The organism is Roseateles sp. DB2 (assembly GCF_051857535.1).
In the GTDB taxonomy this organism is placed as follows: Bacteria; Pseudomonadota; Gammaproteobacteria; order Burkholderiales; family Burkholderiaceae_C; genus Roseateles_B.
Genome location: NZ_JBPZGY010000019.1, coordinates 63,750 through 78,739 on the forward strand (window position 1 = coordinate 63,750; position 14,990 = coordinate 78,739).

Annotated in this window: 15 protein-coding genes; 4 read left to right on the plus strand and 11 right to left on the minus strand. The window is 62.5% G+C overall.

All coding sequences use genetic code 11. From position 1 onward, the window contains the following. The first annotated feature begins 101 nt into the window (after window positions 1–101). On the plus strand, window positions 102–929 hold the full coding sequence (locus ACS5PK_RS20700) for an endonuclease (protein ID WP_439442162.1): 828 nt from the start codon (window positions 102–104) through the stop codon (window positions 927–929). Here the strand turns inward: ACS5PK_RS20700 and ACS5PK_RS20705 are convergent. From ACS5PK_RS20705 to ACS5PK_RS20725, 5 genes are all read right to left on the minus strand, one after another. Further along, the gene (locus ACS5PK_RS20705) at window positions 884–1,825 is read right to left on the minus strand and encodes a pseudouridine synthase (protein ID WP_439442163.1); all 942 of its coding nucleotides are present in this window, start codon (window positions 1,823–1,825) and stop codon (window positions 884–886) included. The two genes, ACS5PK_RS20700 and ACS5PK_RS20705, sit on opposite strands and share 46 nt — an antisense overlap. Beyond that, window positions 1,822–2,733 carry a hypothetical protein gene (locus tag ACS5PK_RS20710; protein ID WP_439442164.1) on the minus strand — a complete coding sequence of 304 codons (912 nt, stop codon included), beginning with the start codon at window positions 2,731–2,733 and terminating at the stop codon, window positions 1,822–1,824. The genes ACS5PK_RS20705 and ACS5PK_RS20710 overlap by 4 nt, the downstream gene beginning before the upstream one ends. Before the next feature lie 71 nt (window positions 2,734–2,804). Continuing rightward, complete coding sequence (locus tag ACS5PK_RS20715) at window positions 2,805–4,106, minus strand: UDP-N-acetylglucosamine 1-carboxyvinyltransferase (RefSeq protein ID WP_439442165.1); 1,302 nt, start codon at window positions 4,104–4,106, stop codon at window positions 2,805–2,807. A 181-nt stretch (window positions 4,107–4,287) separates the two neighbouring features. After that, on the minus strand, window positions 4,288–4,701 hold the full coding sequence (locus tag ACS5PK_RS20720) for a YkgJ family cysteine cluster protein (protein WP_439442166.1): 414 nt from the start codon (window positions 4,699–4,701) through the stop codon (window positions 4,288–4,290). Between the two features lie 152 nt (window positions 4,702–4,853). Next, the gene (locus ACS5PK_RS20725; RefSeq protein ID WP_439442177.1) at window positions 4,854–5,996 is read right to left on the minus strand and encodes a glycerophosphodiester phosphodiesterase; all 1,143 of its coding nucleotides are present in this window, start codon (window positions 5,994–5,996) and stop codon (window positions 4,854–4,856) included. 252 nt (window positions 5,997–6,248) lie between these two features. Between ACS5PK_RS20725 and ACS5PK_RS20730 the strand changes: the two genes are divergently transcribed. Beyond that, window positions 6,249–6,467, plus strand: coding sequence for a type II toxin-antitoxin system Phd/YefM family antitoxin (locus ACS5PK_RS20730; RefSeq protein WP_439442167.1), 219 nt, complete (start codon window positions 6,249–6,251; stop codon window positions 6,465–6,467). A 363-nt stretch (window positions 6,468–6,830) separates the two neighbouring features. On the opposite strand, the gene ACS5PK_RS20735 is transcribed toward ACS5PK_RS20730, so the two are convergent. After that, window positions 6,831–7,553 (minus strand): hypothetical protein, encoded by a 723-nt coding sequence (locus tag ACS5PK_RS20735; RefSeq protein ID WP_439442168.1) that lies wholly within the window; start codon window positions 7,551–7,553, stop codon window positions 6,831–6,833. A gap of 212 nt (window positions 7,554–7,765) precedes the next feature. Here ACS5PK_RS20735 and ACS5PK_RS20740 point away from each other — a divergent pair, with 212 nt between their 5' ends. Together ACS5PK_RS20740 and ACS5PK_RS20745 are read left to right on the plus strand one after the other, a co-directional pair. Next, entirely contained in the window at window positions 7,766–9,235 is a 1,470-nt protein-coding gene (locus tag ACS5PK_RS20740; protein WP_439442169.1) for a DNA cytosine methyltransferase, read from the plus strand. 9 nt (window positions 9,236–9,244) lie between these two features. Continuing rightward, window positions 9,245–10,300, plus strand: a complete 1,056-nt coding sequence (locus tag ACS5PK_RS20745) for a hypothetical protein (RefSeq protein ID WP_439442170.1) — start codon at window positions 9,245–9,247, stop codon at window positions 10,298–10,300. Here the strand turns inward: ACS5PK_RS20745 and ACS5PK_RS20750 are convergent. The 5 genes from ACS5PK_RS20750 to ACS5PK_RS20770 form a co-directional block, all read right to left on the minus strand. Then, window positions 10,297–10,716: a hypothetical protein gene (locus tag ACS5PK_RS20750; RefSeq protein ID WP_439442171.1), complete on the minus strand. Its 420-nt coding sequence runs from the start codon at window positions 10,714–10,716 to the stop codon at window positions 10,297–10,299. The genes ACS5PK_RS20745 and ACS5PK_RS20750 overlap by 4 nt on opposite strands. Window positions 10,717–10,731: 15 nt before the next feature. Next, window positions 10,732–10,959 carry a hypothetical protein gene (locus ACS5PK_RS20755; protein WP_439442172.1) on the minus strand — a complete coding sequence of 76 codons (228 nt, stop codon included), beginning with the start codon at window positions 10,957–10,959 and terminating at the stop codon, window positions 10,732–10,734. Between the two features lie 526 nt (window positions 10,960–11,485). Then, window positions 11,486–12,424, minus strand: coding sequence for a hypothetical protein (locus ACS5PK_RS20760; RefSeq protein ID WP_439442173.1), 939 nt, complete (start codon window positions 12,422–12,424; stop codon window positions 11,486–11,488). Window positions 12,425–12,450: 26 nt separating this feature from the next. Then, window positions 12,451–13,095, minus strand: a complete 645-nt coding sequence (locus ACS5PK_RS20765; protein ID WP_439442174.1) for a YkgJ family cysteine cluster protein — start codon at window positions 13,093–13,095, stop codon at window positions 12,451–12,453. A gap of 72 nt (window positions 13,096–13,167) precedes the next feature. Next, on the minus strand, window positions 13,168–14,046 hold the full coding sequence (locus ACS5PK_RS20770; RefSeq protein ID WP_439442175.1) for a tyrosine-type recombinase/integrase: 879 nt from the start codon (window positions 14,044–14,046) through the stop codon (window positions 13,168–13,170). Window positions 14,047–14,990 lie beyond the last annotated feature (944 nt).

The window sequence follows — 14,990 nt, forward strand, 5'->3', positions numbered from 1 at the left end:
GCTCCCTCCTGCTGGGGGGATGACAGCGCCGCCACGCCGCGAATCGCACAGCAGGCGTCCGGGGCCTGCGCGGGCATACTCGCGGCTGCCCTCCCATCGCCATGCCCGCCCATCGCATTCCCGAGGCCAACCTGGCCGAGCTGCCCGCCGCCTGCGGGGTCTACGTCTTCCATGGCGAGGGCGCCCTGCCCCTCTACATCGGCAAGAGCGTCAACATCCGCTCGCGCGTGCTCGCCCATCTGCGCGAGCCCGCCGAGGCCCGCATGCTCGCCCAGGCCTGCCGTGTCAGCTGGCAGCGCACAGCGGGCGAGGTGGGCGCCCTGCTGCTGGAATCGCGCTGGGTGAAGGAGCGCCAGCCGCTGTTCAACAAGCGCCTGCGCCGCAGCCGCTCGCTGTGCGCCTGGACCCTGGCGTCATCGGCGCCTGTGCTGCGCCTCGTGCACTCCCGGGACCAGGAATTCGCACGCCGCCCTGACCTCTTCGGCCTGTACACCTCCACCCATGCCGCCCAGCAGGCCCTGCGCAAGCTGGCTGAGGACGAGTGCCTGTGCCTGGCACGGCTGGGCCTGGAAAGCGCCTCGCCTCGCGGCTGCTTCGCCCGCCAACTGGGCCGCTGCGCCCTGTGCACCGGGCAGGAAGCCGCCCCGCAGCATGACGAACGCCTGCAGTCAGCCCTGCATCAGTGGCAAGTGCAGGCCTGGCCTTTCGAAGGCCCCGTGGGGCTGGTGGAGCGCGATGGCGACTGGATCCAGACCCATGTGCTGCAGCACTGGGCACATCTCGGCACGGTGGAGGGCTGCCAGCTTCAGCTGCCGCCCGGTCACCGCCCGCCGCCCTTCGACCTCGACGGCTACCGCATCCTCGTCCGGCCGCTGCTGGGGGATCAGGCCGAACTGCTGCTGGCCGCCGCCTCGGCCAGTGCCAGCTGACGCTCCGAGCGGAAGGCACGCGGCGCGCCGGAGACGGGATCCGTGAAGGCAATGGACCTCGCCAGCAGCTGCAGCGGCTCATCGAAATCCTCGCGCGGCGGCTGCAGCACCGGGTAGATGCGATCGCCTGCCAGCGGCAGGCCCAGGGCGCACATCTGCGCCCGCAGCTGGTGCTTCTGGCCTGTGAGCGGCCGCAGCTCGTACAGCGCCCGGCCCTCTTGGAGCAGGCGCAGGCAGCGGATCCCGGTTTCGGCGTTGGGCTCGCCCGGGATCTCGGCCATCTGCATGAAGGCATCACCCGCGCGCTCCAAGAGCCGGCTGCAGTAGCGCAGTGGCAGCGACAGGCCCGGCGGCGGCACCGCGGCCACGGCCTCGTAGACCTTCTCCACGCTGCGCTCGCGGAAAAGGCGCTGGTAGGCGTCGCGGTGCGCGGGCTGCACGCAGAACACGGTGAGCCCGGCCGTCTCACGGTCCAGACGGTGAACGGGGGTCAGGTCTTGCAGGCCCAGGCGCCGCTTGAGCCGGGTCAGCAGGGTCTCCTGCACATGGCGGCCCTTGGGTGTCACCGAGAGGAAATGCGGCTTGTCAGCCACCACCAGTTGGTCGTCCACGTGCACCAGCAGTTCCTCGAAGGGCACGGGCACTTCGTGGTCCAGGCGGCGGTAGTAGTAGATGCGCTGGCCGCCGCGGTACGGCGTGTCCGCTGGCAAGACCTGACCCTGCGGCCCCAGCACCTCGCCAGCCGCCATGCGCGCGGCCCAGTCCTCGCGGCTGACCAGGGACAGGCGGTGCGCCAGGAAGTCCAGCAGCAGCGGCCAGTCGCCGCTCGGGCAGGCCAATGCCGAGGCGCTGACGCCCGAGCGCATGGGCAGGGCCAGCTTTGGCGGGCGGCTCACTCGATGACGGGGCCGCCGCGGGCCCGCTCGTCCATGTAGCGGTTGACGCGCTGGCGATCCTGCTCGTCCAGCGGCTCGCGGCGCCAGCTGCGCAGCCAGGCCTCGCGGTCCTTCTCCTGCGCCAGGCGGCGCACGGCGGCATCAATGGCCGCCATCTGCTGGCGGCCTTCCGCGTTGCGGGTGCAGGCCACTGTGGCCAGCTGCGTGCTGCGTCCCTCGGCCAGGGGCAGCTTGGCCAGGTCGTCCCCGCCATTGAGGCGCAGGAACTCGTCGACGACCGAGGGGTACTCCAGCGTGTAGTCCATGCGCCTGGCGCGCAGCATGTGCAGCAGGTGCATATTGCGGTTGGGCACCACCGTGCGCGGCGCCACATCGCCCGCCTGCTTCAGCAGGGCGTCAATGCGCGGCCCGAAGGCGCGGTCGCGCGGCAGCAGGCCGACCAGGTCCTGACGCTGCAGCAGGTCCGCCAGTTGCAAGGGCTGGCCGGTGACCGCAGTCTCGAACAGCGCCTGACGGTCCTTGTGCACAACCACATGGAGCTGGCGCGAGAACAGCGGCGGGTAGAGATGGCTGAAGTAGAGCCAGGCCAGGCGCTCCGGCGTCTTGACGTGCAGGACGGAGCACAGCGTCTGCCCCTGGCGCGCCTGCACCTCGAAGCGGGTGAAGGGCATCTCCACCAGCACGTGCCGGTACTGCGGCATGCGCCTCACCAGGATGCGCAGGAAGCCGTCGAGCTCGCCCTGCCCGATGTCCTCCACCGTCTGCGGCACCTGGCCGGGCCGCACATAGCTGAAATGCGGCGGCACATCCTGGACCAGCCAGTGCAGGGCCGGCAACGGCTCGGCCGCCCGTGCCGCACAGGGCAGCAGGGCCAGGACCAGGAGCAGTGACGACAGGAACTTGGCCATGGGCCGGGGCAGCATTCGGACAGCAGGGAAGGCGCCGCGAAGTATCGGGGTTCGATCAGCGCTGGAGCGGCTCAGTCCCCGTCCACCCACTCAATACGAGCGCCTAGCGTGCAGATGTTCTCGACGAAATGCGGGTGCGCGCGCCGGATGGGCGTGGCATTGCGGATCACCGAGCGCCCCGGGATGGAAGCCGCCACCATCAGCAGGGCGATGGCCACACGGATGATGTAGGGGCTCTCCACCTCGGCCGCATGCAGGGGCTTGCCGCCGAAGGTGACCATGCGGTGCGGGTCGGACAGGAAGGCATGCGCCCCGAACTTGGAGAGCTCCGAGGTCCAGCCCATGGCGCCGTCGTAGATCTTGTTCCAGAACATCACGCTGCCTTCGGCCTTGACGCCCAGGGCCACGAAGATGGGCAGCAGGTCCACCGGCAGGTAGGGCCAGGGGGCCGCCTCGACCTTCTGCAGGATGTTGCGCGTGAAGGGCTCCTTGACCTTCAGCGGCCCCTGAGTGAGGGCGCGCGACCAGCCGTCCTTGTGCTCGATGTGCACGCCGAACTTGGCGAAGGTGCGGTCGATCAGGGGGAACTGCTCGGGATGGGAGTTCTTCACCTGCACGTCGCCGCCGGTGATGGCGCCCAGGGCCAGGAAGGTGACGATCTCGTGGAAGTCCTCTGCGAAGCTGAAGTCACCGCCGCCCAGGCGCTCCACGCCGGTGATCCTGAGGCGCGAGGTGCCCAGGCCTTCGATCTTCGCGCCCAGCATCTGCATGAAGGCGCAGAACTCCTGCACATGCGGCTCCGAGGCTGCGTTCATCAGTGTGGAAGTGCCCTGGGCCAGTGCGGCGCAGAGCACGAAGTTCTCGGTGGTGGTGACGGAGGCGTAGTCCGTCCAGTGGTCATTGGCCTTCAGGGGCCGGTCCACACTCAGCAGCAGGCCGTCGGGCAGGCGCTGCACGCTGGCGCCAAAGCGCTCGAAGACCTCCACATGCGGGTCGATCTCGCGGGCGCCCAGGGTGCAGCCCTTGACGTCGTCCTCGATGCGCGCGGCGCCGAAGCGGGCCATCAGGCCGGGCACCAGCATGATGGAGGAGCGCATTTCCTCCGGCAGGCGGTCGGTGGCGGCATCGAAATGGGTGTCGCGGTGATGCACGTCCAGGATGCCGGTCTGGTAGTCCACCTCGACCGTGCTGCCCAGCTTGCGGAAGACCTCCAGGATCTTCTTCACGTCGGTGATCTCGGTGATGCCGCGCAAGCGCACCGGCTCGGCGGTGAGCAAGGTGGCGCAGAGGATGGGCAGGATGGCGTTCTTGTTGGCCGAGGGGATGATGCGGCCAGCCAGCGGGGTACCGCCGTGAACAATCAGATTCGACATGGGTGCTGCAGCGAGAGGGTCGGGCCCCTGGAATGGGGGACGGGGCGATTATCCCGGATCGGCCACCCAGCCCGGCGGGTCGGGGCAAAGCCCGCTGCCGGCTTGCGCCCTCGTGCCCTGGCTGTCTTTCCCTGGCTGTCATTTTTTGAGGCCAGCCAGCCTCTTCGGGCACGCAGCTGCTTCAGTCGCGCGGCGCCGGCTCCCGGCGTGCGCCATAGGGGCAGTGACCAGGGCGCGGCCCCACCTGCGGGTGCTTGCGGCAGATGTCGGGGCGGCGTTCGTAGACGGTGCAGCGCCGTGTGTTGGCGTCCAGGAACTGGCAGTCTCCACCGGCGCGCCGGGCCAGCTGGAAGATCCCGTGTTTGAAGCTGAAGTGCTCGATCAACCCGGCCTTGGTCAGTCGCTTGGCGATCTGCTTGGGGGCCTCATGCTCGGCCTCGAAGACATCGACCAGGCCCAGGCGGACCAGGTCAGCCAGGCGCGCCTCCACGGGCATGGTGCAGCAGTTGGCGGCACAGCTGTCGCACAGGCCCTTGCGGTAGCGCGTCCAGGTCTCCGTGCGGTCGACGTCGACGATGTGGATGGACGATCTCATGGCAAGGGGCTGGCGGCTCGGGGCGGCGCAGTCAGGACGGGCGGGGCCGGCATCGTAACGTGCCGGCCGGCCGCTGCGTCAGCGGGCCTGCGGCCATTACGCCGCGTCCCGCGTCAAATCACCGCGCCAGGCCTGGTCCAGGCCCCTGCGCCTCAGTTCGCAGGCTTCCAGCCCTGCACCGCCTGCCGGCCCACGGCCGAGTCGTCGGTGAAGAAGCCGTCGATGCCGGCGTCGAGATAGGCACGGATCTCGGCCACGCTGTTGCCGCGCGCCGTGGCCTCGGTGCCCGGCGTGCCTTGCAGGCTGGTCGGCAGGAAGGCGTTCTCGGGGCGCAGCGTCCAGATGGTGATCTTCAGGCCGGCCGCATGGGCGTCCTTCGCGAAGCTGGTGGGCTGGCCCAGGCCGGTGGCCACGCCCTTGGCATCGCGGGTCTGCGGGATCACCCATTCCTTGTACGGGCCTACGGCGTAGGCGTAGCGGGCGATCTCTTTGAGGCCGTTGGCCGTGGCCAGGTCGGCATAGCCGCGCGTGTTGGCCGCGCCTTCCAGCACGAAGTCCCAGGGCCGGCCGCTGCTGTTGATCAGCTGCACCAGGCGCACCGTGCTCTTCTGCGCGATGGCCTTGAGATTGGCCACCTCGAAGGACTGCACGATCACCGGCGCCTCGCGGTGGTTCCAGCCGTTCTTCTCCAGCACCGCGAGCAGCGCAGGCTCCAGCGGCAGGCCGATGGACTGGAAGTAGGACGGGTGCTTGGTCTCGGGAATGATGCCGATGGTGCGGCCCTTGGCGGCCGTCTGTGCCTTGGCCAGGTCGATCACTTCCTGCAGCGTCGGGATCTCGAACTGGTCGTTGTAGGCGGCGTTGGCCGGGCGCACCGCCGGGATGCGCTCGCGGGCCCGCAGCGTCTTCAGCTCGGCCAGCGTGAAGTCCTCGGTGAACCAGCCGCGGATGCTGACGCCGTCGATGGTCTTGGTCCGCAGGCGGTCCTTGAACTCGGGCTTGTCGGCCACATTGCTGGTGGCTTCCTTGATGCTGCCGTCGGCATTGAGGATGGCGATGGCGTTCTCGTGCCGGGCCACCAGCACGCCGTCCTTGGTGGAGACGAGGTCGGGCTCGATGATGTCTGCCCCATCGTCGATGGCCTTCTGGTAGGCCGCCAGCGTGTGCTCGGGCCGCAGCGCCGAGGCGCCGCGGTGGGCGATGACGGCCGAGGCCGGCGGCCAGGGCTGGGGCTCGGAAGAGCTGCCGCCGCAGGCAGCCAGGGCGGCGGCGAGCAGGGCCAGGGGCAGGCCCATGAGCGGGTTCAGGCGACGAGGATGGCGGGCGCCGGTGAACGGCTGGTGTGATGACATGCGGGACTCCCTCTGTGAAGAGCGGGAGCATCGCAGGGCGGGATGACAGCTTGATAAGGGGTGTGTGTCATGGGTGTCATGGTCAAACACGTCCATTAGCACCTGATGCCCGGCCCGCCCGGCAAGAAAGGCGCGATAAGAAGCCTGAATGCCCAGCGCATCTGCGGCAAATACAGCAATCGACTGATCGTCCGCATGTCCGAATTCAAGAAGAACCCGGCTGCTGTGCTGCGCGAGGCGAAGCAGCGTCCTGTCACCGTGCTCAGCCACAACAAGGCAGCCTTCTACATGGTCAAGCCCGAGCTCTATGAGGCGACGATGGAAGAACTGGCAGACCGCGAGCTCATGCAGAAGGTCCGCAGTCGACTGGCCGACAAGAGCCGGGCCGTCGAGGTGAACTTTGACGAACTCTAAGTCCAAGCCGGTGTATTGACCCAGTAAAAACCTGCTCAGGTGTTACCGTCGAAAGGAAGACACCATGAGTACGTTGAACCACCGACACGCGGATTTTCAACACAAGCAACGCTGAGGCGGACGCTGCAGAAAACTCGGACATCGTCAACAAGTTACGACGCGCCTGCCCATCACCAGCAGAACTACCGAGCTTTGGCCCGAACCAATTCGCTCGAGCTTTTTTCCTAGAGCGCAATGTTTTATTTGCGACAACGGCATAGTGCCGGCGCGCCAACCGAACAGACCGAACCTTCAAGTTCGGATGAAGGCCCCTCAGCCCTTTCCTCCCAATCCAGCCAAACCGCACAACTTGCGTGCGCGAGCCTATCTCTTTTCAATCAAAAAGGCCTCAGGAATGTAGGAGTAGGATTTACCGACATAAACAGACTGTCCGAGATATCCCATAGCATTCAATCTTGCCTCAATTTCCCCTGCACTGCCCCAACTTGCACTCGACACTAAGTTTTTGACACCAAGCCGCTCAAGCTCTGCAACTGAAGGGCACCACAGTGTGTAGTCTCGGCGAATCACCCCTTCCTTAAGGGCCCCGACGGTGAGCATGCCAGAGTACACAATTAAATCAATAGAAACCCCAGCCTTGGCATATAGAAGCTGCTCGCGCTGCAGTATTACCTTCTTTTCCTCAAGCCGCGCCTGGGAGTCCAATCCTGGTCTAAATGGCGTAAATGAATGCCCACCATGCCATCCAACCACCGCCCCCGACTTAACGAATTTCCTATTCCCAGCAATGAAAAGATAGTTTGCACAGCTGGAGGCGCAAAAGTCCTCAATTTCAATATCAAGCGCCCGACGCTGGATCTCTTCCGCAATATCCAACCCCGACTCAGTTACGCCACCTTCACTCGATATTTGAATCAATCTAATTTGATCGTCAATCAACTCATAGAAGCGCTTCGAGACAGCCGGCGTGAGAACCCCCTCGATCCGCAGCACGGAGTCAGACACCCTCGTCACGGAGCCAGATTCCAGAGCCTCCGCATGGAGAGACGCCAGCCACAACAAGCAAACAGCAATCACTTTGGTCATAAGAAATACCCTTCCACAGAGTGAAAGGGTACCTAAATTCACATAGGAATTTTGTAGCGCGTCACCACACAGATTTCCCACCCCTCGCCCAGAGCTGGGTCTTTTACTGGAGTGCACGCACGTGCAAGCAAATTATCATCTGGCAGCGCGCACCGCCTGACCAGAAACTGCACCTACGCGAGCAGTTGCCGGGGTGCGAATGACCTTGAGCAATGACCGCTGGCGCAGTAAGCTGTGTTTTCGTACAGCAATCGCGCCGCACAAGCCTGCTTGATCTACGTGTCGCCACGAGTACGGGTACGAGCGGCCGAAGGCACAATGACAACCTGCGCGCTAGGCCCACTTTTGGGCCGGCGCGCCTTTTGCTTTCGACTATGCCCAAGCCTTCATCTCCGACCATCATCGACCTCTTCGCAGGAGCCGGCGGCATTGCGGAAGGATTCAGGCAAGAAGGGTTTCAGACGCTAGCAGCCACGGACATTGATCCCGATGCCTGCGCAACGTTTCAGCTCAACTTCCCCGACGCGCGGGTAGTGCACGGCGACATCCGCAAGAAGAACGTCAAAGCTGCTGTCCTAGAGGCAGGAAGCAAGGTTGACGTAGTGGTCGGCGGGCCGCCGTGCCAGGCCTTCTCACAGGTGCGCAACCACGTCCGCATCATCGACGATCCACGCAACTCTTTGTACAAGGAGTTCGTCGAGATCGTGGGCCGCGTGCGGCCATCAGCCTTCGTGATGGAGAACGTGACTGGCATCGACCAGATGGGCTTCCGCGAGCAGATCGTTTCGGACCTTGCGCTTGGCGGCGAGTACTCGGTACGCCCGCAGGTCATTGATGCTGCGGACGTGGGCGCGCCGCAGACCAGGAAGCGTCTCATCTTCATCGGCATCCACAAGAGTCTCGGCTTGGAACCGCCGCTCGTGCAGCAGACCGGGGTTACAAGTGCCATGGCGCTCGCCCGTCGCGTAGTGCGCGGGCGCTCAAAGTACGAGTTGGACTACTTGGAGGACTTGCTCGGCACTGACCTACCAGCCAAGCTTGCAGACCCCCAGAGCCTGATGGCAGTCACAGCCGAGCAGGCCCTCTCAGATCTCGCCGTACTCCCAATGGGTAACCGCAACGACGTGTTGGCGTACGAGGCGCTGGGGCGCCCGACGTCAGCCTACCAACGCATGATGCGCGAGGGAAATGGCGAAGTGCTTCACAACGTGCAGGTGCCGAGGCTGCGCGAGGACACTGCGATGCGACTTCGGGCCATCCCGCCCGGCGGGAACCATCGCGACTTGCCCGAAGACTTGATGCAGCGCCTACTGACCGGCGAGAAATGGGGCCCGGAGAACGGGACTGGGCTGCTTTCTCGCCGGCACTTCTATGCCTACCGCCGCCTGCACCCCGGAATCTGGTCCTGGACGCTCAACACCAAGGCTGACTCGGTTTACCACTACAAGGCGGTCCGATCGCTGTCAGTGCGCGAGTTCGCCAGGCTCCACTCATTCCCGGATCGTTTCGTGTTCACGACTGATCCGCGCCCTGGAGCCCTTCCAGGTCGAGTTGACGGCGGGGCGGCCCACTCGCGCTACCGCCAGGTCGGCAACGCCGTTCCGCCGCTCTTGGCCAAGGCAGTAGCCAAGGCCGTTCGCGAAACCCTCTTCTCCCAGATCTCCCAGCGAAGAGCTGCCTGAACGCCTCAGATGACAACAAAGAAGACAAGCAGTACCGGGAGGATCACGGCACCGTTCGGAGCGGTCAACCGGCAACGATTGATCTCGGAGTTTCTGGCCACTGCGGCCGGAGCACCGTGGCTGCACGTTTACCGCCTCTTGCTCTGGACAGACAAGACGACCGGACTTGCCCATTGCTACGAAAGCGACAAATGCCAGCCGGGCAAACCGTGGCACCAGCGCTCACTACGGTTTCACGGGTGGCTGGCTCAGACCCTTGGCAGCACGCCTCGGCACGTTGGTGACGACATCGACTGGCTTTTTCGTCGGACCGCCGATGACTACGCCAAGTACATGGTGCAGCAGTACCAGACGCTTCTGAAGAGAGCCGCCAGTCAGCGCGCACCGTTCGCCGGCATGGCGTTCCCGGAGCCTGGCGAGGATCCGGCGATTGTTGAGATCATTCGCAGCGTCCTGGGTGCCCGGCTCTCCGCAGAACCGTCTGAAGACGAGTGGCGCCAGATGACCCAGCGCATCCGCGAGTTGATCGCGGTGGAGAACAAGCGCAAGAACCTTGTTGGCGAAGGCTTTGAGGACGTCCTGGCCGCCGTGACCTCGGCCTTCGACCACAGTTCGATGCTCGACGTTCGCGCTCGGTGCCTACTCCAGACGATCCCAGGGTTCGCCAACACCCGTGTCGGCGACAAGCCCAACAAGGTCGATGTCGCGGTCGTCAACAAGACGACCGGGCGTCGCACGATCGTCACCGCCAAGTGGAGCATTCGTGCGGACCGTGAGAAGCAGTTCCCGGCTGAGTTCGCCAGCTACATCACTGCGAAGTCAGATAACCAGCCGTTCGACTACGTTTTGCTGACCAACGAGTTCGATCCCGCTCGACTCGTTCGGGCGTGCGAACAGATGACGTCCAACGCGCCCATGTTCACCAAGGTCGTGCACATAAGCCCAGGCGCGCTCCGAGCCGTGTACGGGCCCAGCGCTGAGCCTACGATGTTGAAGGTGCTCAGCAATGTCGACGCCGGCCGGCTGGTCGGTTTTGACGACTGGTTGCAGTCCCTGATCGCCTAGACATCACTGCGGCGCTTGCCGAAGTACCGCTGCCATAGCGCCTTCAAGTCGATGCTGAATCCCATGAAGGCAGGCTTGAGTTGAAGGATCTCCGGCTGCTTGGGGATCGCCGGCTTGGCGGCCTTTGCTAGCGCTCGGCTCTTTTTCTTTTCCTCATACTCGGCGTCCTCCTGCAGCCACTGCTTTCCGGCTGGCGTAAGCCCGCCCGCAACCACGAAGCGGGTGGCATGACCGTAGGTGGCTCGGTTCTTCGAGCGCTCGACAGCGACCTCGTACAAGAGCCCCGTCGCACGCGCCTGTACCAGGCCTTCTGCAATAACCTGGAACTCGTCGTACTTATCCGGCGGAAAGTCCGAGACGGCGAGGGAGCTAAGCCCATCCGCAACCAGTTTCAGCGACCGAACCATGTTGTCCATGTTCACACTCGCTGGTTAGCGCGACTTCGAGGCGTAGGCCTTCTTCACTCGTCGGTTGATGAAGCTGTTCAGCCCGTGCCCCTGTTGGGCCAGCCGCTTCATCTCTTCCACGTTTTGCGCTCCCGCGCTTTGGGCCGTGTACAGGTACACCGTACCGTCACGGAATTGCACCTTGATGGACGAGTCGGTCGCTTCGAACGCGATCACGTTCGAGTCGCCGCCGCGATTTGCGTAGCGCTCCATTCTTTTACCCCCTTGTGCAGTGCACAGCTGCGTCCAGAATGGTACGCAGTTGCCAGCACACCGACGGAGGTCGCGATCACTCAGTGCGCAGCGCGCACACCGGAAATCTCCCGGCGACACGCGGACTGAAGCTCTTCGCAGACGCAAAAAAGCCCGGTCATGCCGGGCTTCTTGACCCCAAACGCTAAGCGGCGCTTGGAGTTTTGTTTGGTGGCCAAGGGCGGAATCGAACCACCGACACGCGGATTTTCAACACAAGGAACGGTCAGGCGAGCTCCGCTGCAATCTCTAGCATCGACAACGCCTTGCGACACGACCGAACCTTGTGTCGACCGAACGACCGAACCTTGACCCGAACCGTTTGCCTTGGCTGCCACTATGGTGATTGGCGTTTTCCTTAGGCCTGACAAGGCAATGCGTCTACCGAGCACCGAACTTGGCATCCGAACCTTCGAGTTCGGTCTACCCACCCTCCCCCTGTCTTTTTTCTTTCGGGGAGGGAGGGGATGCGATGGTGCATCCCTTTTTAGCAACGCCGAAGATCATCAAAGAATTCCGGGTCCCTGAGCGCCATGATCAGCAACTGCTTGACGTTCTCCCTGAGGAAGGGAACCACCTGCTCGCGCCCTCGAAGCACCGCCCCCTTCTGCTGGAAGTCGAAGGCCGAGCCATGGGCAACCGTGCTTCTGTAGTCATAGAGCTTGCTCCAGATCGTGTCCTCACTGGCCTCGCCAAAGTAGTCAGCCAGTGGAACCGCAGTCTCATAGCGCTTCCGCAAAAGCGCCATCTTGTTCTTCACCTGATGAATTATGGAGTCCAAGGTTTCCTGCTTCCGCGGCTCGTGCGTGATGAGCGATTCGATGAGGGCAAACAGGCCAACGATGGTGAGCTCGGAGGTCTCCGGCACGCCTCGCAATCCATCCAGACCGCTAAGCGCTCGTCGGACAAAGTTGTATCGGTCAGGTATGGCGGCCAACCAAGAGGCGTATTGCGGCAGCATCGCAAGCTCGCAGGCCTTAATTGACCGGGGATGCCACTGCTCTTGGATACGCCTCACCTGGTAGGGGTTCACTCCGCCCATGCTGATGCCACTGACGGCACCGGACTGCCGCTCGCCCTCAAAGAAGAGAGTAAAAGCGAACTCCAGGCTGACAGGCAGAAGCTGCATCAATGACTGAAGGAGGTTAACGCGGTGGTTATTTCCTTCATATGCATGCACCCAGTATTTCCATTCTTCGGGTGGAAGTTGTACCGGGCTAAAGCTCCGATGTCCCTCTTCACCGACGGCTTCAATCCATCGTCCGTCGTAGAAGGGTGCGTCGTGGAATCGGTCTCCAGCGATCAACTTTAGCCTTCCACGAATGAGCGCCACCTCATGTTCTGTGGCTGCCCGGATCTGGCCCCAGTCCCCCAAGGACACTGGTGACTCACCCTCGATGACGATGTGAGTTGCAATGAACGACAAACCGCTCCTGATCAAAGACATAAGCCCTAGCCCCTCCTGAAGTCCGTGGGCATAGCACCTTGAACGGCTGTCGCAACGGACTTAGCCTCTTGACGCGGCGGAAAGAAGTCCCGAATGTCCCCGATGATTTCTTTCCCCTCCTGCAAGGCCCGCATTGCGTCGAGCAATCCATCAAAGCGGACCAAAGGCATGCCGCCCTGTTCCTTGATAGGCAGTCGACAGTGCTCGTCGGTCGAGAGAAACGATGCATGGTTCCGACATGAAAAGGGGCGCGCATCGTAGACAGAGCATTCGCCGGCCTGGCTCAGGAACGGACATGGGCTGCCGGCAAACTTCTCCATGCTGTGCGCCCTAGAGGAATGCAAAGGCACAGGAGTTCGCCCCGACGCTTCGGCCAACCGCTGGGCTTCCAGATAGGAAATCTGAACGTTCATCCGGCAGCAAGCGGAACAACCCTTTCTACATGCAACGTAGCTTGCCCGGACCTCCGCCAGCGCATCCATCACCGCATAGACACGTCGTAGCTTGGTCCGCCTGGAGCTGTTTTCATTTCGCAGTTTCACCGCAAGTGTGTCCTCAGTCTCTTGCAGCGCGGCCGGAATGCTCGCGACGAATGCAGCGCGACGACTGTTCGCCGCTTCAGCTTCCTCTTTTGAGATTTCGATTGGCAATCTTTCTCTCCCTATGCCTAATGGCAGACTCGGAGCCCCTCCACATCGTGTGCAAAGGGGCTCCTTGTCGCACTATGCCACTGCGGATGAGCCCTTAGACCGCACGATCATCGACCCTGCGCGAGCTGCATTCTTCAGCGTCTGATGCTGCAAATGCGCGTACCGCTGCGTGACACGAGGATCGCTATGGCCCAGGATGTTTTGGATCTCGTACAGCGAGCAATTTGCGTTCGCAAGAAAGCTGGCGTAGCTGTGCCTGAGATCGTGGATCCGCATGTTCTCGATGCCAGCCTTACGCCGCAGGCGATACCACGCCCTCGTTATCGTCACGAACGGTCTATTGGTTGCTGGATTAACGAACAGGAAGTCATGGTGGCCCTTGGTGTCCAGCTGATTGAGCACCCACACAGCGGATTCATTGAGTGGAACGACACGAGACCGTTTGCTCTTGCTGTTGCTTGCTGGGACCCTCCAGATTTCAGATGCGAGGTCCATCTGCTCCCACTTCGCAGACATTGCCTCGTTCAGCCGAGCACCGGTACTGAGCAAGAACAGGAAGATGTTGGATGCGCCACCGGCCTTGTCGCGCTGTAGTACCTCAATCAGGCGAGAGGTCTCCTCCTCCGTCAGATACCGTTCCACCTTGTTGTCCACCTTCATCAAAGGAATCTTCGTCAGAACGTTCTTCTCGATGAACTCCCACTGCACCGCAAGGTTGAGGATCCGCCGCATGTAGGTCACATGATGGTCCGCAGATGCAGGGCTTAGCCTTTCCTCTGTAACCAATGCGTTGTGAAAGTCCTGCACGTCCTTCCGACGAATGTCCATCAAGGAACAGTGTCCGAACCTCGGTCCAATGCGCTTGTAAAGCTGAAGGTCTCTTGCATGGCTTCGCTTTCTCACCTTGTTGTGAGGATTGACCTCTTCGGCCACGAAGCGGTCCAGGGTCATTGGTAGAGCCTTGACGGGAGCAACGCACCCTTCTGAAGGCACCGCTTTCCTTTGGGCTTTGAAGGCAATGGTGGCCTTCCGAGCGGATTGAAGACTTACACCTCGGACGTCTCCGATTCTCTCATATCTGGTCCTACCCTCATTTTTGTAGCGCACATACCATGTTGGTACAGCGTCCTTAGAAGACCGAACTTCTACGAGAAGTCCTGGGACCTCTTTATCGCAATACTCCACCCTCTTAAGGCCGGGAGGACAGACCAACCCGGTACTCATGAAGGCAGCGCTCAGCACAACGACTGGCATTCAGTTCCCTTTCATTTGTTGGCATCGCAGACGTCTGATCAACGCCCCTGCGGCACACTCTGTGGGAAGTCCCAACGGAGTGTGTCGCTGCTTTGCATGCTTTTTCTGTTTCTCCATGCGTGACATAGAGATGCAGCATCTGGACGTCCATTGGGCGCCAGCCACGTCAAATCACCGACTGTGGTGATTTCTTGATTGGTCTGGCCCCACTCATCCGAGGCGCTGATTAGTCAACGGCCTTGAAGTAGACCTTGCTCCCCTTGCCAGACTTAGTTCGGTGCTGTCGCAGTCGAACCAATCCTTGGTCGGTCAGGTGGGCCAAGCAGATGCCACTAGCAATCCTTCGACGGAGATTGAACGCATTCCAGTGCTTCTCTTCGAAAAAGTCACGCGCCTTATAGCGCTGCCCAGCAAACATCGTGGGAATGCGTGCGACGACTGTCTGACGAGTTGATTCGAGCAGATCTTCGGCATCCTTCGCGCCCACCAGGCTGGCACAGCGTGAACCGCGATACGTCGTAAGCGTCCTGGCATGTCATGTTGATCCGCTGAGCCGCGCCTAGGATGCTCGTATCCATCAACGACTTGATGGGTACGTACGCACTATGGAGCAAGCAGCGCCAGGCCGCCGTCGCCGAGTT